25 protein-coding genes and 3 pseudogenes are annotated in these 23,961 nt (G+C 60.6%); 7 read left to right on the top strand and 21 right to left on the bottom strand.

Annotated features, from left to right (window positions below; all coding sequences use genetic code 11):
* The first annotated feature begins 14 nt into the window (after nucleotides 1-14).
* Entirely contained in the window at nucleotides 15-803 is a 789-nt protein-coding gene (locus tag PYR71_RS05330; protein WP_183918496.1) for a taurine ABC transporter ATP-binding protein, read from the top strand.
* On the top strand, nucleotides 800-1,654 hold the full coding sequence (locus PYR71_RS05335) for an ABC transporter permease subunit (protein ID WP_275618518.1): 855 nt from the start codon (nucleotides 800-802) through the stop codon (nucleotides 1,652-1,654). Before PYR71_RS05330 ends, PYR71_RS05335 begins: the two co-directional genes overlap by 4 nt.
* A 54-nt stretch (nucleotides 1,655-1,708) precedes the next feature.
* Here PYR71_RS05335 and PYR71_RS05340 read toward each other — a convergent pair whose 3' ends face one another.
* From PYR71_RS05340 to PYR71_RS05415, 16 genes and pseudogenes are all read right to left on the bottom strand, one after another.
* On the bottom strand, nucleotides 1,709-2,479 hold the full coding sequence (locus tag PYR71_RS05340) for a gamma-glutamylcyclotransferase (RefSeq protein ID WP_275618519.1): 771 nt from the start codon (nucleotides 2,477-2,479) through the stop codon (nucleotides 1,709-1,711).
* A gap of 3 nt (nucleotides 2,480-2,482) precedes the next feature.
* Nucleotides 2,483-2,790: pseudogene (locus PYR71_RS05345) on the bottom strand (hypothetical protein).
* Between the two features lie 11 nt (nucleotides 2,791-2,801).
* On the bottom strand, nucleotides 2,802-3,383 hold the full coding sequence (locus PYR71_RS05350; protein ID WP_275618521.1) for an RBBP9/YdeN family alpha/beta hydrolase: 582 nt from the start codon (nucleotides 3,381-3,383) through the stop codon (nucleotides 2,802-2,804).
* Nucleotides 3,380-3,532, bottom strand: a complete 153-nt coding sequence (locus PYR71_RS05355) for a hypothetical protein (RefSeq protein WP_183744554.1) — start codon at nucleotides 3,530-3,532, stop codon at nucleotides 3,380-3,382. The genes PYR71_RS05350 and PYR71_RS05355 overlap by 4 nt, the downstream gene beginning before the upstream one ends.
* Before the next feature lie 12 nt (nucleotides 3,533-3,544).
* A complete protein-coding gene (locus tag PYR71_RS05360) occupies nucleotides 3,545-3,712 on the bottom strand; it encodes a hypothetical protein (RefSeq protein WP_183918492.1) in 168 nt (55 codons plus the stop codon).
* A gap of 35 nt (nucleotides 3,713-3,747) precedes the next feature.
* Nucleotides 3,748-3,945, bottom strand: coding sequence for a hypothetical protein (locus PYR71_RS05365; RefSeq protein ID WP_275618522.1), 198 nt, complete (start codon nucleotides 3,943-3,945; stop codon nucleotides 3,748-3,750).
* Nucleotides 3,946-3,956: 11 nt separating this feature from the next.
* The gene (msuE, locus tag PYR71_RS05370; RefSeq protein ID WP_183918490.1) at nucleotides 3,957-4,517 is read right to left on the bottom strand and encodes an FMN reductase; all 561 of its coding nucleotides are present in this window, start codon (nucleotides 4,515-4,517) and stop codon (nucleotides 3,957-3,959) included.
* A 108-nt stretch (nucleotides 4,518-4,625) separates the two neighbouring features.
* Nucleotides 4,626-5,222: a 2-hydroxychromene-2-carboxylate isomerase gene (locus PYR71_RS05375; protein ID WP_275618523.1), complete on the bottom strand. Its 597-nt coding sequence runs from the start codon at nucleotides 5,220-5,222 to the stop codon at nucleotides 4,626-4,628.
* Nucleotides 5,223-5,281: 59 nt separating this feature from the next.
* On the bottom strand, nucleotides 5,282-6,316 hold the full coding sequence (locus PYR71_RS05380; protein WP_275618524.1) for an LLM class flavin-dependent oxidoreductase: 1,035 nt from the start codon (nucleotides 6,314-6,316) through the stop codon (nucleotides 5,282-5,284).
* A gap of 17 nt (nucleotides 6,317-6,333) precedes the next feature.
* Nucleotides 6,334-7,272, bottom strand: coding sequence for an ABC transporter substrate-binding protein (locus tag PYR71_RS05385; protein ID WP_275618525.1), 939 nt, complete (start codon nucleotides 7,270-7,272; stop codon nucleotides 6,334-6,336).
* Nucleotides 7,273-7,343: 71 nt separating this feature from the next.
* Nucleotides 7,344-8,288: an ABC transporter substrate-binding protein gene (locus PYR71_RS05390; protein ID WP_275618526.1), complete on the bottom strand. Its 945-nt coding sequence runs from the start codon at nucleotides 8,286-8,288 to the stop codon at nucleotides 7,344-7,346.
* Between the two features lie 92 nt (nucleotides 8,289-8,380).
* A complete protein-coding gene (locus tag PYR71_RS05395; protein WP_275618527.1) occupies nucleotides 8,381-10,156 on the bottom strand; it encodes an amino acid ABC transporter permease/ATP-binding protein in 1,776 nt (591 codons plus the stop codon).
* A gap of 36 nt (nucleotides 10,157-10,192) precedes the next feature.
* Nucleotides 10,193-10,744: a GNAT family N-acetyltransferase gene (locus PYR71_RS05400; protein WP_275618528.1), complete on the bottom strand. Its 552-nt coding sequence runs from the start codon at nucleotides 10,742-10,744 to the stop codon at nucleotides 10,193-10,195.
* Nucleotides 10,745-10,752: 8 nt separating this feature from the next.
* Entirely contained in the window at nucleotides 10,753-11,952 is a 1,200-nt protein-coding gene (locus tag PYR71_RS05405) for a M20 aminoacylase family protein (RefSeq protein ID WP_275618529.1), read from the bottom strand.
* 16 nt (nucleotides 11,953-11,968) lie between these two features.
* Nucleotides 11,969-13,318: an LLM class flavin-dependent oxidoreductase gene (locus PYR71_RS05410; protein ID WP_275618530.1), complete on the bottom strand. Its 1,350-nt coding sequence runs from the start codon at nucleotides 13,316-13,318 to the stop codon at nucleotides 11,969-11,971.
* 22 nt (nucleotides 13,319-13,340) lie between these two features.
* Complete coding sequence (locus PYR71_RS05415; RefSeq protein ID WP_275618531.1) at nucleotides 13,341-14,333, bottom strand: LLM class flavin-dependent oxidoreductase; 993 nt, start codon at nucleotides 14,331-14,333, stop codon at nucleotides 13,341-13,343.
* A gap of 126 nt (nucleotides 14,334-14,459) precedes the next feature.
* Between PYR71_RS05415 and PYR71_RS30955 the strand changes: the two are divergent.
* Together PYR71_RS30955 and PYR71_RS05425 are read left to right on the top strand one after the other, a co-directional pair.
* Nucleotides 14,460-14,612: pseudogene (locus tag PYR71_RS30955) on the top strand (prevent-host-death protein); the annotation flags it as partial.
* A pseudogene (locus PYR71_RS05425) lies at nucleotides 14,612-14,934 on the top strand (type II toxin-antitoxin system RelE/ParE family toxin). The pseudogenes PYR71_RS30955 and PYR71_RS05425, both read left to right, overlap by 1 nt.
* A gap of 80 nt (nucleotides 14,935-15,014) precedes the next feature.
* Here the strand turns inward: PYR71_RS05425 and repC are convergent.
* From repC to PYR71_RS05450, 5 genes are all read right to left on the bottom strand, one after another.
* Entirely contained in the window at nucleotides 15,015-16,313 is a 1,299-nt protein-coding gene (gene repC, locus PYR71_RS05430; protein ID WP_275618532.1) for a plasmid replication protein RepC, read from the bottom strand.
* A gap of 199 nt (nucleotides 16,314-16,512) precedes the next feature.
* On the bottom strand, nucleotides 16,513-17,502 hold the full coding sequence (repB, locus tag PYR71_RS05435) for a plasmid partitioning protein RepB (RefSeq protein ID WP_275618533.1): 990 nt from the start codon (nucleotides 17,500-17,502) through the stop codon (nucleotides 16,513-16,515).
* Nucleotides 17,499-18,716, bottom strand: a complete 1,218-nt coding sequence (gene repA / locus PYR71_RS05440; protein WP_183918478.1) for a plasmid partitioning protein RepA — start codon at nucleotides 18,714-18,716, stop codon at nucleotides 17,499-17,501. The genes repB and repA overlap by 4 nt, the downstream gene beginning before the upstream one ends.
* A 265-nt stretch (nucleotides 18,717-18,981) precedes the next feature.
* Nucleotides 18,982-19,158 (bottom strand): hypothetical protein, encoded by a 177-nt coding sequence (locus tag PYR71_RS05445; protein WP_183918477.1) that lies wholly within the window; start codon nucleotides 19,156-19,158, stop codon nucleotides 18,982-18,984.
* A gap of 408 nt (nucleotides 19,159-19,566) precedes the next feature.
* On the bottom strand, nucleotides 19,567-20,652 hold the full coding sequence (locus PYR71_RS05450; RefSeq protein WP_275619046.1) for an ROK family protein: 1,086 nt from the start codon (nucleotides 20,650-20,652) through the stop codon (nucleotides 19,567-19,569).
* A 175-nt stretch (nucleotides 20,653-20,827) separates the two neighbouring features.
* On the opposite strand from PYR71_RS05450, the gene otsB reads away from it, so the two are divergent.
* From otsB to PYR71_RS05465, 3 genes are all read left to right on the top strand, one after another.
* On the top strand, nucleotides 20,828-21,559 hold the full coding sequence (gene otsB / locus PYR71_RS05455) for a trehalose-phosphatase (protein WP_275619047.1): 732 nt from the start codon (nucleotides 20,828-20,830) through the stop codon (nucleotides 21,557-21,559).
* Nucleotides 21,560-21,742: 183 nt separating this feature from the next.
* Entirely contained in the window at nucleotides 21,743-22,627 is an 885-nt protein-coding gene (locus tag PYR71_RS05460) for an AraC family transcriptional regulator (RefSeq protein ID WP_275618534.1), read from the top strand.
* 197 nt (nucleotides 22,628-22,824) lie between these two features.
* Complete coding sequence (locus PYR71_RS05465) at nucleotides 22,825-23,895, top strand: ABC transporter substrate-binding protein (protein ID WP_275618535.1); 1,071 nt, start codon at nucleotides 22,825-22,827, stop codon at nucleotides 23,893-23,895.
* The last annotated feature ends 66 nt before the right edge of the window (nucleotides 23,896-23,961 follow it).

Consider the following 23,961-nt stretch of genomic DNA (forward strand, 5'->3'; position numbering starts at 1 on the left):
TTGTGAGTGGCACCATGCTTAAAGTCGATCACGCCAGCGTTTTCTTTGCAGCCCGGGACGGGCGGACCGTCCACGCGCTCGATCGCGTTTCCTTCGATATTCCCGAACGGAGTTTCGTCGTCGCGCTCGGCGCCTCGGGATGCGGCAAATCAACCCTTCTCAACGCGATCGCCGGTTTCCTTCCACTGTCAGATGGCCGGATCACGCTCGATGGCCGCGCCGTCGAACGGCCGGGTGCTGATCGCGGCGTCGTCTTTCAGAAAGATGCGCTGCTGCCCTGGAAATCGGTGGCCGACAATGTCGCGCTTGGCCTGAAATTTGCCGGCGTCAACCGCAAGGAGCGGCAAGCGCGCGCGCTCGAACTGCTGCGGCTCGTCGGTCTTGACGAATTCGCCGGCGCCTTTCCCTACGAGCTGTCGGGCGGCATGCGCCAGCGTGTCGGCATCGCCCGGGCGCTTGCGACCAATCCCGATATCCTGCTGATGGACGAGCCTTTCGGCGCGCTCGACAGCCTGACCCGCGAGCAGATGCAGGAACTGCTGGTTTCCATCTGGAACAAGACGGCGAAGAAGGTTTTCTTCATCACCCATTCGATCGAAGAGGCGCTGTTTCTCGGCACGCAGGTGCTCGTCATGTCGCCTCGGCCGGGGCGCGTCGTTGCGCGCTTCGATCTCGATTTTATCAGACGCTTCGCCGAAACCGGCGACGGACGATCGATCAAGGCCTCGCCGCAATTTGCCGAGCTGCGTGAGGAGATCCGCGCCATTCTCCACAGCAGCGAAGATTTGAGGAGCGCCGCATGAGCGATGTAATGCAGGCCTCGCCGGTTGCGGCGCAGAGAGAGAACCGCCAGGTCAAGCTGGTGAAGATGGCCGGCTTCGGCGCCGGCGAGAGATCAACGGTGGCCATCAGTGTTGCCACCGCCCTGGCAATTCTGCTGCTGTGGTGGCTCGTCGCTGCCCTTGGCATCGTCCCGCACCTTTTCCTGCCGCGTCCCGATGAGGTGCTGACGCAGATCGGCGTCATCTGTCGCGACGGTTACGCCGGTGCGTCGCTTTCTGAGCACGTCGCTGCAAGTCTGTTCCGCATCGTTGTCGCAGCGCTGATCGCCATCTCCGCCGGCATTCCGCTAGGATTGCTCATGGGCCTGAACCGATGGGCCAAAGGGGTGCTCGATGCGCCGATCGAGTTCTACTGGCCGCTTCCGCCGCTCTCCTACTTGCCGCTGATGATCATCTGGCTCGGGATCGGCGAAACCTCGAAGATCACGCTGCTGGTGCTGGCGATGTTTGCGCCGATCTGCCTTTCGGCCCAGGCCGGCGTTCGTTCGCTGCCGATCGAGCGCGTCAATGCCGCCCGTTCGCTGGGTGCCAGCCGGCTGCAGCTCTTCATCGACATCGTCCTGCCGTCGGCCCTGCCCGAAATCCTCACCGGCATTCGCATTGCGCTCGGCGTCGGCTGGAGCACGCTGGTCGCCGCCGAATTGATCGCCTCGACGCGCGGGATCGGTTTCATGATCATGTCGGCCTCGCAGTTCCTGGCAACCGATGTTGTCTTCGTCGGCATCGCCATCATTGCAGCCTGCGCCTTCACCTTCTCGGCCGCCATCCGTTTCCTGGAGACCTACCTCGTGCCCTGGAAAGGCAAGCTCTGAGGGATTGCATTCAAGATGTCAAAGCGCTGCGGGTCTGAAAAAAGCGCACGGCGCTTAGCGGCTTTGCGTGACCTCGTTCAGGCCATGGATCGACAGGAGTTCGGCTGCGACGAGCTCCTGGAGGCGCCATAAATTGCGATCACGAATGCCGCGTTCTTCCAGATGCTTCACCGTCAGATAGAGATATTCGGCGCAGGAGCCCATATGTCCGCAGGCCCTGGCAAGCACGCGCGCCACCGTCTCCAACGGCAATCTGCGGGAAACGCGCTCCCCCTTCAGGCCGGCCCAAAAGACCAACGCGCGCACATAGCCCTGTGCAGTCTTAACAGGAATCCAGCGAACCGTCGCTGCATCTTCGATCGTGCCGACCTCACGGCGGATCAAGCGTCGAATCTGGCCGAGGCGATCGTCATCGGCAAGCCTGAAGAGGATGCCGTTGCATCGTCCGCCGCGATCAAGTGCCATCATGAGGCCGGGCTGCGCCCGGCTTCCCCGCAAGCGTGTCATCTTCAGACAGAAGGATCGATGCCAACCCCTTGCCGCGCCACGCTGCCACTCGACCGCATCGAAGTCCGGCTTCCATATCAATGATCCATAAGCGAAGACCCAAAGCGGCGCGCCGTCGGATTCCTGAAGCAGCCGCCTGGCGAACATCTCCACCTCCATCTCGCTCAGCGGTGTCCGGTGCGGCTCGGGGCCGGGATCGAGCTCGGGGCGAAGGCTGAGCGAGACGAGCTCATCCGTGAGAGCCATACTGGTTGCACCGAGCATCTGAACCTCGCTTCGCCGCATCCCAGCCTGCCTATGCTCGGTGATATTCCTCACCTTTCAATGCACCGTAAATCTGGCCGCATCGGCCCGGCGCCGCGCAGGCTGTGGATCAGCATCGCGGCCTCCCTGACGATTGCCGCAAATGACGTATCGTCGGCCTCGGCGATCCTGCCAGTCATGTCGTGGATGCTCGTCGTCAAATGAATGATCGAATGGCGATGTTGCGCCTCGACAGGCCCAATTTCGGCATCGGCCATGGCAAGCAGCGCCTGCACTAGGCGCTCCATGGTTTGCCGGCGCCTGCTCCTCGGGTCGGCATTCGGATCTTCGCTGAGGCGCAGGAGATCGTCGATGATATCGGACATTCCGCTTCCATTCACATCGCAAGCGCCGGCCGCGCGAAAACGCTGCGCCTTCGATTGCCGGCGCGCATCTTCAAGGCATCCAGCAGCCGGTAGCCCGTTCGCCAGCGGCCAAAACCACTTGCGATATTGATGTGGCCTGCAAGGCCGATATTCCTGGTCTCGGCTTTCCACAGGCGGCCAAACAAGGTCAGCCGATCGACTGTCATGTAGGCGTCGTTCATGCTGCCGACGACGATGCTCGGAAATGGCAGAGGCGCCGTCGGCATGCCGCCGAAGGCGATATGCCCGGGATGCAGATTTTCCGTGGCCGGCAGATCGCAGGGCGCAACGAGCAATGCTCCCTTTACGCGGCGGGCAGCGCTTCGTCCGGCCAGCCGGGCAGCGAGCAGGCATCCGAGACTATGGGCAACCAGATAGGCTTCGCCAGCCTCCTCAAGCGCTTCTTCCAATCGCGGCAGCCAGCTGTCGAGGGTGGGATGATCCCAATCCTCCTGAGCGACATAACGGCTGCCCGGCTGATCCTGCAGCCAGTGCTGTTGCCAATGCCCCTCTCCCGAGCCGAACAATCCGGGAAGAATGAGGACTTCGCTCATTGGATCAGCCCGATTACCAGCGCGAAGAGGAAGGTGAAGGAACCGACGACCGTGCATATTCCGGCCGCATGCCTGAGCGGCGATATGAGGCTTCCTGTTGCTCTTCTGGTGTCGTGCCGACGGACGCCGGTCTCGACGACGATTGCCATCTCACCCCCTCCTCAATACCAAAGTCCGGGCATCGCGCCCCAATAATGGAGTTCGTATTCGCGGGCTGACCGGTCCTGCTCCTCTTCGCCGGCAACCAGTCCGTTTACAGGCTCCCGCGCCTTGCTCCGGAGGAAGCAGCCGACTGCACGTTTCAGCCAAAAGTAGAAGTCAAGCTTCATGCGAGCCTCCTGTCAGGGACAGATATTTTCGGCGGTTAGGAAATCAGCGAATGGCGTCGCGCATTGGCAAGCAGATCGCGAAGCGATGCAGTCGGTCCGTAAAGCATCAACAGACGGTTCTCTTCTCGTTTGGCGAGGCGATATCGTCGGGCGAATTCAAAGACGCTCCACAATTGCTCGCCCGATCCCGGCCGTTCCGCGCTGTCCACCGCTGCCTTCAGAGATCGAACCATAAAGACGTCCTCTATTCGGCCGCCGCTATTGCAGGGCTTGCCTCAGGAAAGAAAGCTGCCAATTCGCCGACCACTTCACCGATGCGGCTCGAAAGCGTATCGGATGAGATCGTGTAATCCGCAAAATCGCGGTCGGACGCATAAACGGCGGTCGGCAGCGTATGGGCCATAAAGAAACCGAACAGCGGCCGAAGCTGATGCTCGACCATCAAGGCATGCCGGTCGCCGCCACCGGTCGCCGTAATGATGATGGGCTTCCCGCGAAGCTCCTGCGGATCGATCAGATCGATGAGGTGCTTGAATAGGCCGGGATACGAGCCCTTGTAAGTCGGCGAACCAATAATCAGCACATCGGCCCTCACGATCTCGTCGACGACACGCCTGGCCTGCTCGTCGAGGTCCTTGCGCCACAAGGCGCCGCCCAGCGACGGACCGACATCGTGCAGGTCATAGGTTTTGCTCGAAAAGCCGTATCTGATGCTGGCGCGTTCGGCGACATGCCGAACGAGCGCCAATGTCTTCGATGGGCGGTTGAAGCTGCCGGCAATGCCGACGAGTTTGAAACCTGACATGGTTTTTCCTCTCTGTGGTTACCTCAAATATTGTCTATAAAATTACTGGATTAAAGGAATGTGCATCTCTCCTTCGGCGCTCGATTGAAAAAAGATTCGCCTTGAAGTTTACGGTCTGTCACCGCGCAGATGGCGCTCGAGGAAGGGCAGGTTGTCCTGGCCCCAATAAAGCTCGCCGTCATAGACATAGCTGGGAAAACCGAAGACGCCGCTGTCGCGCGCATGCACGCGGTCTGCCGACCATTTGTTCTGGACGTCGTCGTCGGCTTGGCGCCTGAGAAGCGCTGCGCCATCGAAACCTGCTGATGTAACGATCGCCTCGCGTATATCTGCTTTGCCGATATCCCTCGCCTCGCTCCAGAAAGCATGCTGCAGGGCGCGGACGACGCCAATCCAGTCCTGCCCGTCGAGATAGGCGGCGATCACGAAGAGGGAGGCCGGCGCCGGATCGCTGAGCTCCGGCCGATGTTCGAGCCGCAATTCCCTGCCACGCACGCGCGCCCAGCGTTTGAGGTCCCGCGTCCAATAGGCGCGGCGAATCTCCGGGCGGTTGCGTGAGAAGATGCCGCCATTCTCCTCGACCACCGTCGTCAGATAGGGCGTGACGACGACGTCGTTCTTCGCCGCCAGCTCGGTAAAGGCATCGAAGCCGATGTAGGACCAGGGCGAGCCGATCGAAAAGAAATATTCCACCGATTTGGTCACTGACGGATGTTCCTCTTAAAATGGTTGTTTGGTGCCGAATGGGCGCGGTCGACGGCCCTTCAGGATGCGGCCCGAATTTCGGGCCGCGCTTTCCATCCGAGTTCAGGGGCGATCTTTGTCACGAAGTCGTGGAGGATCTGGCGATATTCCTCGTGCTCGAACTCGTAAGGGAGCTCCAACCTCAACTCGCTGATCTCAGGCAGGATCGGATCGGCGAAAAGCCGCTCCAAAATTTTCTCCGACGTGCCAACAATATCACAGGCGAACAGGGTGCGCCGCTCACCCTGCGGCGAAAGCGTCCGCTGATGGCGGCCATCCGCATAATCGCGATAGCGGCGGCGCGTTGGCGCATCGGCGCTGTCGAAAGGCACGATGACGCGGCCGAGCGCGACGCGGCGCTGCGTTCCAGAGTCGCGATAAGTTTTAATCAGCCTGGATTGGGCGACGAAGAAATCGTCGGTCCCCTCCCCCGTTATCACATTCCCCGTCAACAAGTTGAAGCCGTTGCGGCCGGCCCAGCCAGCCGAGTGCTGCGACCCGCCGCCATACCAGATCCGGTCGATCAGTCCCTTGGCATAGGGCTGCAGACGCGGCCGCTGTGGGCCGAAGGGCGTCTTGATGAAGGTCTCGTCATCTCCGAAATAGGTGCCGCGCAGATTGTCGGCAAAGCGCAACACGCGATCATGCGAGAAATCGTAACGCGTCCAGTCGCCGTCAAAGGCGAGCGGGCCGATCAGCGCGGCATGCAGCGGCCGGCCGGCGCTGACGCCGATATTCAGCCGCCCGCACGAGAGGACATCGACCGTCGCGAGGTCTTCGGCTAGCCGATACGGGCTTTCATAACCGATCGGGATGACCGCCGTTCCGAGCTCGATCCGGCTGGTGCGCTGGGTGGCCGCCGCCAGAAAGGCGCTGGCGGACGAGATCCCCGGCTCCAGGTGCCTCTGGCGGACCCAGGCGCTGTCAAAGCCAAGCGCCTCGCCATAATGCAGTTGCTGGAGCGTCTGTTCCAATCCCGACAAGGGATCGTCATCGGGATAGTTGCCGGGAGTGAGGAAGCCGATATGACTGATGAATATTTTGCGCCCGCTCATGGCATGACTTCCGACGATCAATATTTCGGCAGGCCGGGAGGATTGGTCTCGGACGCGGGCAAGGCTTCCTCGGAAAGATGCCAATGATCGAGTATCCCCGCATAGGTGCCGCCCTTGATCAGACCATTGGTGGCGATGGTCAGCGCATCGGCGAGCCCGCTTCCCTTGCGGGTAGCGATGGCGACGTCGGAACGATCCGGCCAGCCGGCGCTCAGCGTGCCCACCCGCTTGATGTTCTTGTCACGCGCCGCGATGAAAACGAGCTGCGCGTGCGGCTGGACGATGACGTCGGCGCGACCCGAACGCAGCGCGAGAAGACTCGCCGCCTCGTCGTCGTAATATTGCAGTTCGATCGGCTTCAGGCCCGCGGCAACATCCTCTTCGCTCCACTTGACCAGGATACGCTCCTGATTGGTGCCGGCGCCGACGATGATCCTCAGGCCTGCCACATCCTTCGGCTCCTTGATCGAGGTTATGGGACTATCGGATTTCACGAAGAAACCGTGCAGGCCCTGCCGGTAGGTGGAGAAATCGAACTTCTCCTTGCGCTGCTCAGTGACGCCGACATTGGAGATGACGGCATCATACTTGCCCGCGGTTAAGCCGAGCGGCCAGTCGATCCAGGCGACCGGCACGATCTCCAGCGCCAGGCCGAGGCAGTCGGCGATGGCATAGGCGTAATCGGGATCGGCGCCGACCACGGTCTTGGCGTCGGTGGCATAGGTCGCAAGCGGCGGGCCGCCGGGGCTGACGGCGATGGTGAATTTACCCGGCGTGACGAACTTGAAATCCTTCGGGATCGCGGCGATCGCCGCATCGTTCCTGGCGGCATGAAGCCTGCCCGGCTGCTGCGGGCTCAAGTCAAAATCATCTGCCGCATGGGCTGCACTGAGGCCCGTCAAGACTGCCGTCAGCGCCGCGAAGAAAAAGGTGCGGATATCAAGAAAATTCGCCACGTTCGATATATCTCCGTTTGCGGTGAAAGGCAGGGACGGACCGGCACGAACGGCCGGCCGTCCCATAAACATTACGAACCGCTCTTCGGCAGGCCAGGCGGATTGGTCTGAGCCTTGTCAATCGCTTCCGATCCGAGATTCCAGGTATCGAGGATCTTCTTGTAGGCACCGCTGGCAATCAGATCGTTGACGACGCCGGTCAAGGGAGCGGCCAGACCGCTGCCTTTGCGTGTGGTGACTGCGATCTCGGCGGTGATCGGCCAACCGCCGCTGACGGTACCCACAAGCTTTGTCTCGCCGTTGATGCCCGCCGCATAGGCTTGGGTGGCGTTGACGCTGAAGACGGCATCGGCCCTGCCGGACCGGACGGCAAGATCCTTGACCGCATCGTCGTCGTAATATTGCACTTCGATTGGCTTCAGGCCGGCAGCGACATTGCGGCGGTCCCATTCGAGCAGGATCTTTTCCTGGTTGGTGCCGGCATCGGTAATGACTTTCAGGCCGGCAATATCCTTCGGCTCCTTGATCGATGCGATCGGGCTGTCGGCCTTGACATAGAAGCCGAGCTCATCCTTGCGGTAGGTCGAGAAATCGAACTTTTCCTTGCGCTCTTCCGTCACGGTCACGTTGGAGATCACCGCGTCGAACTTGCCGGATACCAGCCCCAGCGGCCAATCGGCCCAGGCGACGGAAACGAGATTGAGCTTTAGGCCGAGGCTGTCGGCAATCGCCTGCGCCAGGTCGACGTCATAACCGATGACCGTTTTAGAATCGGAGGCATAGTCGTGCAGCGGCAGATTGCCGCTGGAGCTGATGGCGACGGTGAAAACACCGTTCTCGACGAACTTGAAGTTCTTAATTTCTGCGATGCGCTTCTCGTTCTTTTCCACCCGCAGCCGGTTCGACTGTTCTGGGCTGAGATCGAATTTCTGCTGCGCCTGAGCGGAGCCGAAACCGATTGAGCTAATGGCGATGGCTCCCGCTATGACAAGTCTTACTCTATCTGTGAATGCCATACCCCTTCTCCATTTCGTCTTGAGATTGTAACCGTTGTTATTCGACCGGAGCAGCCCGTCGCGGCCCGGCATTTCGCCAGCGCTATCAAGCGCTAGAGAACTTTGGCGAGGAATTCGCGGGTTCGCGGATGCTCAGCTTGCGTGAAGATCCGGGCCGGCGGACCGGCCTCCAAAATGCGGCCGCTTTCCATGAAGACGACGGTGTCGGCGACTTCACGGGCAAATCCGATTTCATGGGTGACGATGACGAGCGTCGTTCCGGTGCGGGCCAATTCCTTGATCACGTCGAGCACCTCGCCGACGAGTTCCGGATCGAGCGCGGAAGTCGGCTCGTCGAAGAGCAGAACCTTGGGGCGGAGTGCCAGCGCCCGGGCGATCGCGACGCGCTGCTGCTGGCCGCCGGAGAGTTGACGCGGATAGGCATTGATCTTGTCGCTGAGACCGACGCGTGCCAGCAGCTCCTGCGCCAGTTGCACGGCTTCCTCGCGGCCAACGCCGCGAACCTCGATCGGCGCCTCTATGAGGTTTTCGAGCACGGTCAGATGCGGGAAGAGATTGAAGCTTTGGAAAACCATGCCGATATCGGCGCGGCGTTTGAGGATATCCTTCTCCTTGAGCTCATAGAGCGTGTCGCCCTTCCTGCTATAGCCGATGAAATCGCCGTCGATGGAGATGAAGCCGCCGTCAACACGCTCCAGATGATTGATTGACCGCAGCAGTGTCGACTTACCCGAACCGGAGGGCCCAAGAATGGCGGTCACGCTGCCGGCCGGCAGGTTGAGCTCGACGTCGTCAAGTACCTTCAGCGAGCCGAAGCTCTTCGAGATGCCGTGGATGCGCACCGTGCCGCCCGCCCGCAGAGCCGTCGCATCATGGAAATCAAGATTGCGCTCTTTATCAGTCGCGCCATCGAAAACCGGTAGCGGGCTGCGGAAGCGTTCGAAAAATGCCTGGAAAGGCAGCGGTGTCGGATTGCGAACGGCACCCTTGGAGAAATAGCGCTCGATATAGTGCTGGGCGACCGACAGCACGGTCATGATGATCAGATACCAGACGGTCGCAACCATCAGCAGCGGAATGACTTCGAGATTGCGACGGTAGATCACCTGGACGGTGTAGAACAGCTCCGGGAGCGCCAATACGTAGACGACGGACGTGCTTTTCGCCAATCCGATGAGCTCGTTGAAACCGGTCGGCAGGATGGAGCGCATGGCCTGCGGCAGCACGATGCGAAAGGCCTGGCGGCGGCGCGGCAGACCGAGCGCGGCGGCTGCTTCCAGCTGCCCATGATCAACTGACAGAATGCCGCCGCGGACGATCTCGGCGAAGAAGGCCGACTGATTGAGCGTGAGGCCAAGGTAGGCAGCAGCGAAGGGCGTCAGCAACTGTACGGTCGGATAGTCGAACAAGACCGTGTTGGTGAACGGGACCCCGATTCTAATTGTTTGGTAGAGATAGCCGAGATTGTTCAATATCAGCAGCAGCACGATCATGGGAATCGAGCGCAGGAGCCAGATATAGCCCCAGGAAAGGCCCGAGAGCAGCGGCGACTTGGAGACCCGGGCGAGCGCGAGGGCCGTTCCGAGGATGGAGCCCGATATGGCGGCGAGCACTGTCAGGAGCAATGTCCTGCCAAGGCCGACGAGCACCGGCTCGGCGAAGAACCATTCGGCGAAGACGTTCCAGCCCCAGCGCGGATTGGTGAAGGTGGAATAAAGCACGGCCACGATAACGACGGCCGCGAATATCGTGCCTGCCAGCCGCTCGGGATGGCGCGCCGGAACGATGCGGTAACGGGAATAGTCCTGCCGGGGTTCTGCCGTTCTGGTGGCGGGCTCAATACCCGCGAAATCCGTCGTCAGTGCCATTCTTGCTTCCCTTTTATGATTATCGTCTTGTCGCTTTCAGAGATGTGCGCCGGCCACGTGCAGGCGCGATTCGGCCGCCTCGGTTCCGAAGACCGGCGGAACGAGATGGGTGATGTCCTTTTCGAAGGGCAGGCTCTTGTAGATTTCGGGATCGGCCGCCGTGTCGAAGAGAGCGGTGTAGCCGTAGTTCAGATAGAGGCCGACGGCCTCCGGCTGGCGGAAACCGGTCGTCAGATAGATCCGGGTATATCCCTGGCGGGCCGCCTGAGTTTCCAGCTCCACCAACACTTTGCGGGCAAGGCCTTGGCGGCGCAGGTCCGAGCGTGTCCAGATGCGTTTGAACTCGGCGGTGCGATCATCGTAGTGCTTGAAGGCGCCGCCGCCGATGGTCTGGCCAGTGCGGATCAGCAGAAGAAAATTGCCGAGAGGCGGCGCGAAAGCTTCGGGGGGATAGCGGTTCAATTCGGCTGCAGCGCCTTCGGCATTGAAATAGGTGCCGTAGCGGCTGTCATATTCGTGGATCAGCTCATCGATCAACGGCTTGGCACGGGGATCGAGAGGGGTCGTGTAGAGAAACGTATCGCTCATATCGTTCGTCACCCATTGTCTTCAGTGAGGAATGTTTCCGCGAGCCGGACCCAGTAGCGGGCGGCCGGCGCGATGATCGCGTCGTTGAAATCGTAATGGGCGCTGTGGAGAGGCGCGCTGTCGCCGTTGCCGACGAAGAGATAGCTGCCTGGATTGGCCTGCAGCATGAAGGCGAAATCCTCGCTTGCGGTCCGCGGCCGGAAATCTTTCTCGATCGCTGCAAGACCGAGCGCATCATAGGCGACATCCCGGGCAAAGGCGGTTTCCTTGAGATGATTGACCAGCGCCGGAAAACCGAGGCGGTAGTTCACATCCGCCGATGCGCCGAAGCTTTCGGCCTGCGCACGGGCAAGGGCTGGAATACGCTCCTGCAGCAGCTGGCGAACCGTCTCGCTGAAAGCCCGCATGGTGAGCTTCATCTCCACGCTCTCGGGGATGACATTCGAGGCCGAACCGGCATGGATCGAGCCGACGGTGGCGACCGCCATGTCCTGCGGATCGACATTGCGCGAGACGACGCTTTGCAGCGCGGTGATGAAGGAGGCGGAAGCCAGCACCGGATCGACGGCGCGGTGCGGCTCGGCTCCGTGGCCGCCCTTGCCGACGATTTTGATCACCGCCTGATCGACCGAGGCCATGGCCGGGCCGGTGACGAAACCGAACTGCCCCGTCGGCACACCCGGCCAGTTGTGCAAACCGAAGACCGCATCGACGGGAAACCGTTCGAACAGCCCTTCCGAGATCATCTTGCGGGCACCGGCGCCGATTTCCTCGGCGGGCTGGAAGATCAGCCTCAACGTGCCGCTGAAATTGCCGCTCTCGGCGAGATAGCGGGCGGCCGCCAGCAGGATGGAAGTATGACCGTCATGGCCGCAGGCATGCATGACGCCGGGATTGCTGCTGGCATAGGCAAGGCCGGTCGCCTCCTCGACCGGCAGTGCGTCCATGTCGGCGCGAATGCCGATCCGTTTCCGGCCTTCGCCGCGTCTGAGGGTGGCGACGATGCCGGTGCCGGCAATGCCGGTCGCCACCTCATAGCCCCAGGAGGAAAGGCGGGATGCCACGAGCTTGCTGGTCCTGAGCTCCTGAAAGGCAAGCTCGGGATATTGATGCAGGTCGCGGCGAAGCGCTATGATCTCGTTGAGATAGGCGGCGATGCCCTTCTCGACCGGATCGTTGCTGGGTGAGTTCTGAGCGATAGTGTCCATGGCGTTCACCGGCGCCTCAGGCGCCGATAGCCCTCCCCTGCTCAACGTGATCAGCGCCGGTCGCATACCGGCTTTCCCGGAAGGGCAGGCCCAGGTGGTCGCGCAGAGTCTCGCCCTTCAGGACCGGATCGAAATAGCCGCGCTCCGTCAGGATCGGCAGGACGTGCGTGGCGAAGTCGTCAAAGCCTTCGGCGATGACGGGGAAGCCGAGGATGAAGCCGTCGGCGGCCCCGTGATCCACCCAGCGGATGATCTCGTCGGCGATATGCTCGGCGGTGCCGATAAAGGCAGTGCGCGGGGTGGCGGAATCGAGCGCGACCTGACGGAGCGTCAGCCCTTTCTCGCGCGCCGTTCTTTTGATGCGGTCGGTGGTGGCGCGGAAATTGTTCCTGCCGATATCACCGAGCTCGGGGAACGGCTCATCGAGCGGGTAGACACTGAAATCGTGATGATCGAAAAACCTGCCGAGATAGAGGAGCGCCTCCTCGATCGTGACGAGATCGCGGATCGCCTGATACTTGGCCTCCGCCTCCCCGGCTGTTCTGCCGACGATAGGGCCGATGCCGGGATAGACGCCGACTTCCGCGCCGGGCCGTCCATGCGCGATGACGCTATCCTTGAGCTGACGATAAAAGCCTCGCGCCTCCTCGAACGGCCCGCCATTGGTGAAGACGGCGTCGGCATACTTGCCGGCAAGCCTGATGCCGGAATCCGAAGCCCCCGCCTGGAAGACGACGGGCTGGCCCTGTTTTGAACGGCCGATATTGAGCGGGCCTTCAATGCGGAAGAAACGGCCCTTGTGGTTAAGGCGATGCATTTTCGCCTTGTCGACAAAGACGCCGGTCTCGCGATCGCGTACAAATGCGTCATCGTCCCAGGAATCCCAGAGACCCTTGATCGCATCGATGTAATCCTCGGCGATCTCGTAGCGCAACTCGTGCTCCGGATGTTCACGGCTGTAATTTCTGCCTGAACCCTCTAGCGGCGAGGTCACCGCATTCCACCCTGCCCTGCCGCCGCTGATGAGATCGATCGAGGCAAACTGGCGGGCAATAGTGAAGGGGTCGCTGTAGGAAGTCGAGACCGTGCCGACGAGGCCGATCTTGGAAGTGGAGGCCGCCAGCGCCGAGAGAATGGCGATCGGCTCGAACCGGTTGAGGAAATGCGGGATCGACTGCTCGTTGATATAGAGCCCGTCGGCGACGAAGGCGAAAGCGATGCCGGCCGCCTCCGCCTTGCGCGCCGTCCTCACGAAGAAATCGAAATTGACGCTGGCATCGGCCGGACCGCTGGGATGTTTCCAGGCATTCATATGGCCGCCGGGACCCTGCAGCATGATGCCGAACGTGACGTGTTTCTGAACCATGGATCAATCTCCTTGAAAACGGTCAGGCGACGAGGGAAAGCCGCTCGGCGGCGAGCAGCTCGATGGAGGCAAGGCGGTCAGCGGTCGAAAGCGCCGGCGTGTCGAACACGAATTCCTTGACGCCGTAGCGGCGATGGAGCTCGTCCAGTTCGTTGCGGATCTGCTTTGCCGTGCCGTGCAGCACACTCGGCACCTTCTCCTCGATGCGGTAATCGGTGAGGCCGGCCTGCCGGGCAAATTCCGCCGCTTGCTCTTCGCTGCCGACATTGACGGTCTGGCCGTCCGGCAGGAACAGCTTGACGATCCTGAGCTTACCGACACGCTCGCGAGCATATTCCTCGCTTTCGGCAGCGAAGGCCGCGAGCGCCAGGATGGGACGCTTGCCGCCCGATGCCCGCTCATAGGCCTCGAAGGTCCTGCGCAGATTGTCGGAGTCGCCGTTCAGATGGCCGGCAAAGACCAGTTCCCAGCCTTTCTCGGCAGCGAGCTCGGCGCTCTCGACGCTGGCGCCGAGCAGGAAACGCTCCGGAGCCGTCGGCGGGAAAGGAGTCGCCTGCGCACCTTGGTGACTGGGTTTGGCGGCGAGATAGGTGTTGAGATCGGAAAGCTGGCTTGCGAAATCCGGCTTCCTGGCCGGATCGACGGCAAGCTGCAGGGCGCGCGTTGCGAGCGGAAAACCGCCCGGCGCCTTACCGACGCCGAGATCGACGCGGCCGGGCGCAAGCGATGCCAAAAGATTGAAGGTCTCGGCAACCTTATAGGCGCTGTAGTGCTGCAGCATGACGCCGCCGGAACCGATGCGGATCCTCGAGGTCCTGGCGAGAAGGTAGGCGATCAGCGCCTCCGGCGCCGAACTCGCCAGATTGGACATGCCGTGATGTTCGGCGACCCAGAAACGGTGATAACCAAGTTCCTCGGCCCGGGCGGCAATCTTGACCGTCGCCCGCAGCGCATCCGCTGCAGTGAGGCCCTGTTCGATCGGGCTTTTGTCGAGAAGGCTGAGGAGGTAGGTCATGGCGCCATAATCCGCCCAATGGTTGCAACAATGTAATCTATAAAATCAGTAGACAAACGTCATTATAAGAAATGACATTCTCTTTCGCGGACATTCAGAGGAAAAAAGCAGCCGCAGCTGAGACGGAAGGATGTCGGCCAATATGAAGAAACGAAGGAGACGCTGGCGCTGCTGAAGGTGCTGGCGCTCACCAATCGACAGGTCGAGGAAGGCAGGCTGCGTCCTCAATCGGAATCCTTCGCGCGCATCCGCAAACGTCTGGCCGTCAGACAGTCATGATGCATTACCGTGTTCTTCTCGCCGAGGACGTGGAACGCGACGTCGAGGATCTCTATCGTTTCATTGCCGCCCGCGACGGCGCCGAGACGGCAGAGCGCATCCTGACGGAGATCGAACGCGCCTGCGCCGACTTCCACAAATTCCGGCCCGCGGAAATATCCCGAAGGAATTGGCCAGTATCGGTATCTCCGAATACCGCGAACTGCACCTCAGGCCCTGGCGTATGATCTACCGTGTCATCGGCACCGACGTCGTCGTCTATTGCGTGGCGGACGGACGTCGCGAGATGCAGACCTTCCTGGAACGAAGGCTCATCCGCTAACATCCGGCATACCCCCTCTCCGGTTTCGGCATCGTCGCCGGCGATCATCCGAGCATGGATGACCCAGACGAGCGGAAAACCTATCCCGCCTTTCGGCCGGCCGGCGCATTTGCCCGCAGGAGCGCCATCAACATCGGGCCGATTGCGAATTCCCCCTTTTCGCTTCGCCGCGTCAGGTCGCGAAGATAGCCGCCGGCTGAATTGATATGGCCGCCCCGCTCCAGGATGCATGCCATCACCGTCGCGGCGTTTTCCGGTCCCATTGCGTTTGCAGCCTCCTCGTAGGCTGACGGACTGACGCCGAGCATCGATCGCACCGTCACAGCCGCGGTCATCAAATCACGCCAGTTGCGGACGTTGCCATTCGGCCCGTAGGCAAGGATTTCAGGGCAGGCCTGCAGAACCAAGCCTAGCGGGAAGGATTTCAATCCGGCGGCGGCGTCTCGGCGGCCGGGTTGTCCACCCTGCTGTCCCGGCCGATCCGAACGGATGGCCTCGCTCCTCTCCTCTTCCAGCCCGTGGCCTCGCCCGCTGTCTTGCTTCGGCGTCGCGCCCTGCTTCGTTTCGAAGCTTGGTTCAAGTTCAGATAGGGATTCGGAGTGTGAATTCTGTATGTGACGCTCGATATAACCGGCATTGCCGCGCTGTTTTGTCGATTTAACTCTAATTTCCAGCTGGTTAAGGATATCCGCCCTGAGCGCCGTCAATGCGTCCTGCAATTGTTCGAGCTGTGCCGTCGTCGGCGACCGGGGCAGCCCCTCGACCAGGTCTCGAAAGTCCTGGTACAGGCCCTGCCAATCCCCCTGAACGTCTTCTTTGGCAGCCGCTTCGATCAGCTTGGCGATATCACGGCGGCAAAGCGTGATGCGTTCGCGCAGACGCTGAACATGCAGCCGCTCGGCCATCACCTCGGCGGCCAGTTGCTCGATCTCTTCGGCGCGGGCCAGCAGCGGCGCCAGCGAGAAGCCGAAAGCATCGTTTACCTCCCCTGCCCTATCCCGGCGGACATAACGCTTGCCGTTGGGACTATCCTTGCGCAGGAGAAGGCCCGCCTCGACGAGTGCTGCAAGATGGCGCCGCACGGTCTGCTCGGCCATGCCGTGCGTTCTGAGCGAAAGCTGGACATTCGACGGGAATACGATCAACCCGTTTTCCGGGGCCAGCTCGTTCTTTGGATAAAAGCTTAAGAGCGCATTGAGCACGGCTAGTGCGCGGTCGCTGATGCCAAGCAGCGGCTTTGCTTCGCACAGCGCACGAAACAGCTTCCATTTGTCGACCGATTGGTCAGGCCTGATTTCACCTGCCATCACCTGGCTTGCGAGCATGCCAAGCGTCATCGACCGCCGCCCGAAGGGCGTCGTTATACTTCCGGTTTCCATCTCTTCCACCTCAACGAGGCAAAAGAAATCCGCTCGCCAAAACGACGCCAAAAACTCTTGACAGCGATTCTCGGAAGTGCGATTCTCGGAGGTGTTCAAGACTACGAGGAAAGCTTCCGTGACGGTGACGTTCGGGGGCTTTTTTCTTTTGCGCGTTATCTCCTATCCGAATTGTCAGCTGACAATCGGTCTAACTGCCTCATTTTACCTCATTTACCTCTTCGAACTCGGCGGCGAGGCCGACCAACCGCTGAGCCAGGAATTCTGAAAACTCCGCCGATTTGACGGTGATGCGAAAGGTTTTCCCGGAGCGGGTCACCGAAGCAAGTTGCCTGCCGCCTTGAGTGCGAAGCGTCTGCTCGGCTCGCTGCGGTGCGCTCTTTTCCTCGAGCGCCTTCCAGATTGCGTCGAAGCGGCTATTGCTGTCCAGCGTTTGGAACGCTGCCGCACCAATTGCGGCCCGCGCCTTCTTCTGCCCGCCAGCCTCCCTGAATTTCTCCGCAAAAGCCAACCAGCGCGGCCGTCCGACCTTGGGCGCCGGTCCGATGGCGAGAATGATCTCGGGATCGATCGTCTGCGCCACCTGCAGCAGCCTTGACGTTTCCGGCTTGTCCGTCGCCAGCGCCTGGGCAATCATGTCGCGGCTGAAGCCGTGTTCATCCATGCGCCGCGCAAACAGCGCCCGTTCGATGAAGCTTAGGTCGACCCGCGGGCCGTTTTCCTGACCCTGTGCGAGGATCAGTTCTTCGTCCGTCAGCTTGCGCACCACAGCCTTGATGGGAACCCCGATCTCCGCAGCCGCACGCAGACGCCTGTGACCATAGGCTGCCTGGTAACGCCCGGCCGTTACCGGATCCGGCCTCACCAGGATCGGAACCTGCTGTCCGCTTTCCTGGATCGACTGCTTCAACCGCTCGAATTCGGGGTCCATATCGACCGGGATGCGGTCGCGAATAAAGGACATCTCGACGGCAGCCGGATCGATCTCCAGCACTTTGTCGCCGGAGGCAAGCGATTCGCGCAGCGCCTTGGCGGCCGCCGCTTCCTCACCTAGCCGCCCAAGCGACAGGTTCATCGCCTTGACTGCTCCCGATGGGCGATGCGGCGGCGGCGCGCCCGGCGCCTCCGGCCGTGCCGGCTCCACGGCGCCGACCATGCTCTTCAGGATATCGCGACCTTTTGGGCTCATGTCCTGCTCCACGCACTGCGAATGAGTTGCTCGACCTCGGCATTGACGCTGTCGACGGATTCGACGCCGCGATCATAGGTCTGGCGATGCATCGTCTCGCGCCCCGCCTCGTAGATCGTCTGCTTGGACAGGCCCGCATCCGAAACCGCGGTCGACTTGACCATCATCGAGGTCAGCACGCGCTCGCCGAACAGGCTGCGCAGGAAGGCGACGATCTGTGCCTGCGGGCCGTCATTGGCCTCGTAGCGGGTGACGAGATAACGCATCCAGTCGTAATCAAGATTGCCGCCGGCCTCTTTGACCACGGATAGAAGGTCGGAGGTCATCGTCAGGAACTGGTTCATCGAGGCCACGTCGAGCATCTGCGGATGAACGGTAATGAGCACAGCGGTCGCGGCGCAGAGAGCAGACAGCGTCAGGAAACCGAGGGTAGGCGGGCAGTCGATGATGACGACGTCATAGTTCTCTTCTAGCGAATGCAGTGCATTGCCGACCCGCATGAAGAACATGTCCTTGTCATCGCGGTTGGTATCGGCCAGCGCCTTTGGAGTATCGTGTTCGAACTCGTGCAGTTCGAGATTGCCGGGGATGAGATCGAGACCGGGGAAATACGTCTGGCGGACAATGTCGGCAACGTCGCGGCGTGTCTCGTCATACTTGATGGCGCCGTAAAGCGTCTCATTTTCGCCGACATCGAATTCCGGCTGATAGCCGAGCATCGCCGACATCGATGCCTGCGGGTCGAGATCGACGGCAAGGACGCGATAGCCGCGGAGCGCCAGGAACTGCGCCAGATGGATGGATGTCGTCGTCTTGCCGGAACCGCCCTTGAAATTGGTTACGGCGATCACCTGGAGATGGTCGCCTGGCCGGCGCATCGGCAGATAGGAAGGCTTGGTGCGTCCGAGATGCTGGCGCATCGCATGAATTTCTTCGAGCGAGAACACCCGGCGGCCGGCGGCCGTCTTTTCGGGATTGATGCTTTCCACCTGGGCGGCGAGGTGGCGAACATAGCTGTCGGTGACGCCAAGCAGCTTGGCGGTCTCGGTGCTGCTGAACCGCCGCAGCGATTTGCGCGCATCGGGCGAAAACAACCGCTCGAACAGCACCTGCAACTGGCTGCTGAGCATCGTCGAGTCCTGCGCTATGGTCTCGTCGATCGAGACCTGACTCGCTCTCTTGGCTTTCTCGACAATCGCGGCCTTGGTCGGCATTCACGCAAATCCTGATAAATCGGGTAATTTTGCGCAAATGAGCGTGAGTCTGGTGATTCCGTCAAGCGATTTCTTGGTTAGCCAATCAATAACGAACCGGATTCGATGAAAAAATCACGTGGAATTCCGGAATCTTAGCGAAATTGTCAGCTGACAATGGCGCCGGACCGGCTCCGCCGAAGCCGGCCGAACCGCCAAACCTCGTTGCCGACTCATCGCGGGCTGGCTCGGTCGCTGGGCACGGCACGGCACGGCTGAGGATTTCTCACTTATAGACAGACGAGCGGTACAGGCTTTCGGCGTCCAGCCCGCGAACGGGTTCATTGCCGGAGGACTTGTCATTTGCGTCTTGGGCTTCGGGATCGCGGCGTGACGGGGCAAGGCCGAGCATTTGTTCGAGACGACCGGCATTGAGCGGAGCGCTTATTCCCTTGAAGTTCATCTTTCATCTTTCGTCTGCGTATGGGCTTGCGAGGAGCCGCAGAGATAAGCGCAATTTCAACCTGCAGAGAACCGCCCGCCGGCGTTATCACCATCTTTTCGATTCAAGGCAGAAAGGGGAGGGGAGAAGGAGCCTGCAATACTGGGAAGGATTGCCCGACAAAATGACAAAAGCTCCTGCTAGGCGAATCAGGCGCCGATCGATATGCTCGGCGGCAATAGACAGGCTGAATGCCATTCTCCCAGCCCAACCCATCTGGATATCCTGCGACGAACGAGCTTTCCCTAGCGGATCTTATGGCAGCTTCACTTCCGTGTGCCAAATTCCTCTTTATTTACCAATCATTTACCATAAGCATCTGTTGCCACGTCTGCGCCAGCCATGGAGCGCAGAAAGAATGTTCAGCCGCTATCGCGCCTTCATTCCCTCGCGATTGGTAAAATGAGCATTGCCCAAGCCCGTGCCGATGGTCAGCACCGCCCATCGCGATACGTCGGTCATGAAGGGGATCTGTGACAGTCCCTGCACCACAGCGTCGTTGTGCATCATCACGAAGGTGCTGTCGTCCCCGATTTCAGGAATGGCCTTCATCAGCGCGGCGGGCAGGTTGAAGCTGTCGCTCTCCCAGTTCCCCCCCGGCAGGTTCTGCCCGCCGCGTTCTATGGAGCCATCGGCTTTGATGATCCCCGGACATGCGATGCCAATAATCGGCGCCGGCTTCAGACTGGCCTTTTCGGCTTTGCCGATCAGTTCCTGCAACATAGCAGTCAAGCGCTCGATAGTTGCGGTGCGACTTGGCTCGTCATCGGCATGACGCCAGATCGTTGATTCCCAAACGCTCGCATCGGCGAAGTTCGGCACGTTGTCCTTTCCGAATTTCACGACGCCAGCGCGAACGTTGGTGCCTCCGATATCGACGGCCAGGATCGCCTCGTGACCCTTGAACATCCAGCGGGGCATAAGGTGGACCGAGCCAATCAGCCCGGCCTCATCAGGGTGATGAACGATCGGCACGATCTCGACGTCGATGCCGGCGGCCTTCAGAATAACCATGGTTCTGGCGATCGTCAGCTCGCCAAAGCGGCTATGCCGGAAGCCACCGCCAACGACGATGCGCTCCGTCTTCACCCAGCGCTTGTCCTTCAGAAATTTTCCGATCACATCGGCAAAATCCTGAGCGAAGTCCTCCACCGCCCCCATGACCAATGCCGCTGCCTCCATATCGTCGCCCTTCAGAAGGGCATCGATCTTTTTCTTGGAAAGCTTCGTCGTCGCGGTCTTGCCTATCGGGTCGTCTCCGACCTTGCGGATGCGCTTTCTCCAATCGTCGAGCTTCTGCTGAAAGGTCTTCTTGTTGGCGTTGTCGCCAATGAACCCGTTCTTGTCACGCAGTTCGTTGTTGTAATCGTCGACCGTGACCAGCGGCAAAACAGTGGCTCCGTGTGCCAAAAGAGCATTAACCTCATCACCGTGCTTGGAACTGCTTTTGGCCATCAGGGTACCTTTTTGCGGCGTGGGTGCTTGAACAAGCGGCCAGACAAAACGCAAGCCGGCCCCGGATGTTCCGGAGCCTGGCAAGTCACCTTGCCCTCGTCGACCAGCGACCTAGCTTCAATAAGTGCAGAGAGGTTTGGAGAACGCCGTGCAAGACGACGCCGCTACCCAGGAAATGCTTTCAATGGTGCTTGAGGAACCGGATCGCTGGGCGATGTTCCTTGACATAGACGGAACGCTCCTCAATCTCGCACCGACGCCGGATGCGATCGAGGTCCCCGAGGCTCTCCCGGGACAACTTCACCGTCTGTCTAACAAGCTCGGCGGCGCCTTGGCGCTGGTCACCGGGCGCTCGCTCGCCTATGCAGACGCGCTGTTCAAACCGTTTGCATTTCCGACGGCAGGCCTGCACGGCGCCGAAATCAGGAGCGCCGCCGGGATGCACACGCTTGAAGCGACACCCGAGTTCCAGGCGCTGAAACATGCACTGACCGCCGAGGCCGAGCATTATCCGGGGGTTCTGATCGAGGATAAGGGCGCAGCCGTTGCCGCTCATTACCGGCTGGCGCCGGAATATGAAAAAGTGCTCGAAGAGCGCATGCGCCATTATGCTGAACTTGCGGGACCGAATTGGGCGCTGCAGCTCGGTAAAATGGTGTTCGAGCTCCGACCGGCACGCTCGAGCAAGGGCGATGCGCTGGAGCGGTTTTTCCAGTCAGATCCTTTCAAGAACCGCTGCCCCATCACCATCGGCGATGATTTGACCGACGAATCGATGTTTGCCATCTCCAATGCCCGCGGCGGGGTTTCTGTGCGCGTCGGGGCCATCGGGGCCCCGAGTTGCGCCACAAGTCGGCTGTCTTCAGCTGCGCTGGTCAGGAATGTCATTGCCGCCCTGGCCGCCTGAGTTAGATTTCGGACGATCTTAAAGACCGATTGTTGTCGTCTTTGCGCCGCCTGCGGAGCATCAATCATCAAAAAAGTATCGGTTTCGGCGGGGAATCGTGGTGGCGGGTATGAAGCAAGCCCGATACACTCGGTTTAATAATAAAGCCAAAAGGGAATTTGGCGGCGGACGGAGGAGGAAACGATGGAACCTGACTTGGAAGTCGTTCAGATCAGACCGGGCGAATCCTTCGCAACGAAGGCCCATGGTTATCCCTATCATACCGTCCGATGGCATTTTCATCCGGAATACGAACTGCATCTCGTCGTGGCAACGACCGGACGCTATTTCGTCGGCGATTTCATCGGGGAGTTCGAACCCGGAAACCTGGTGCTGGCCGGCCCCAACCTGCCTCATAACTGGATAAGCGACGTCCCGAAGGGATCGAGCATTCCGCTTCGATGCCAACTCATCCAGTTCAGCGAGAATTTTATAAGCGACACAATGAAGGTGCTGCCCGAGCTCGGTCCCTTCGAGCCGGTCCTCGAAGCGTCGCGCCGGGGTGTGCTCTTCGGCACTGAGACCAGCCGGCAGGTGGCGCCTCTGATGAACGAGGTGCAACAGGCGCAGGGCGTACGCCGCATCGAGCTCTTCATGATGATCGTCGGGCTGCTCAGCCGGGCGCAGGACGCCCAGCTTCTCGCAAGCCCCAGCTATCTGCCCGATCCCTCGGGCTATATGTCAGCCGGCATCAACAAGGCGCTCGCCTATATCAGGGAACATCTGACGAAATCCTTCGATGAAACCGATCTCGCTGGAATAGCCGGGCAGTCCACAGGCGCCTTCTCACGCGCCTTTCGCCGCCATACCGGCATGTCGCTCGTGCAATATGTGAAACGCCTGCGCATCAATCTCGCCTGCCAGATCCTGATGAGCGACGACCATGCGTCGATCACCGACATCTGCTTCGAGGTCGGCTTCAACAATCTGTCCAACTTCAACCGCCAGTTTCTCGCGGAAAAAGGCATGACACCGTCCCGCTTCCGGCGATTGTTGGGTGACAATATCAATGTGGCGAAGGCGGCATGAGGTCCGCTGGAGACGGCAATAGGGAGGATAAGGAGGAGGAACGAAAACTGACGCAGGCTTGAACGTGAGCGCGCGAGGAGCGGCTCGCGAGAGGAGACGCTTGTCCTCAGAAACAGCAAACAGCTGGGACAGGCACAGCCACTCATTCAGCCGAACACTGCAATCACGGACTACACGATTTTTTCCAATGGGAGGAGATGGAAATGATGAAATTTTCGACAAGAGCGGCAGGCGCCGCGACACTTATGCTGTCCTTGCTCGGTGGGACTTCCGCCTTTGCACAAAGCGCCGTTACCGATGCGACGGTCGCGTTCCTCATGCCCGACCAGGGCTCAACCCGCTACGAAGAGCACGATCACCCCGGCTTCGTGGCGGAAATGAAAAAGCTCTGCGCATCATGCAAGGTCATCTATCAGAACGCCGATGCCGATATCTCCAAACAGCAGCAGCAGTTCAATTCGGCCATCACCCAGGGCGCCAAGGTCATCGTGCTGGATCCGGTGGATTCGGCGGCGGCGGCCTCTCTCGTTCAGCTTGCCCAGAGCCAGGGCGTCAAGGTCATCGCCTATGACCGGCCGATTCCGACCGGCAAGGCCGATTTCTATGTCTCCTTCGACAACAAGGCGATCGGCAAGGCGATCGCGGAATCACTCGTCCAGCATTTGAAAGCGAAGAACGTGCCGACAGAGGGCGGTGGCATCCTGCAGATCAACGGTTCACCGACCGATGCGGCTGCGGGGCTGATCAAAGACGGCATTCACGAGGGACTCGCAAGTGGCGGATACAAGACGCTTGCGGAATTCGACACGCCGAACTGGCAGCCGGCGAATGCCCAGCAATGGGCCGCCGGACAGATCACCCGCTTCGGCAAGCAGATCGTCGGCGTCGTCGCCGCCAATGACGGCACCGGCGGCGGCGCCATCGCCGCCTTCAAGGCGGCCGGCGTCGATCCCGTGCCGCCGGTGACCGGCAATGATGCGACGATCGCCGCGCTGCAGCTCATCATATCAGGGGATCAGTACAACACGATCTCCAAGCCGAGCGAAATCGTCGCCGCTGCCGCTGCCGATGTCGCGGTCAAGCTCCTGGCGGGAGAAAAGGTCAAGGCCGAAATGACGCTCTACGATACGCCGGCACAGCTCTTCGTCCCTGCCGTCGTCACCGCCGAAAACCTCAAGGCCGAGATCATCGACAAGAAGATCAACACCGCCGAGGAACTGTGCACCGGCCGCTACGCCGAGGGCTGCAAGAAGCTCGGCATCAAGTGACTCGTAAAGGAGGCGCGGCCGGCCGCCGGCCGCGCTTCCGGTTTTCGCATTTCGAAAAGGCCAGGC

It is taken from the genome of Rhizobium mulingense (genome assembly GCF_029194105.1).
Taxonomy (GTDB): domain Bacteria; phylum Pseudomonadota; class Alphaproteobacteria; order Rhizobiales; family Rhizobiaceae; genus Rhizobium; species Rhizobium mulingense.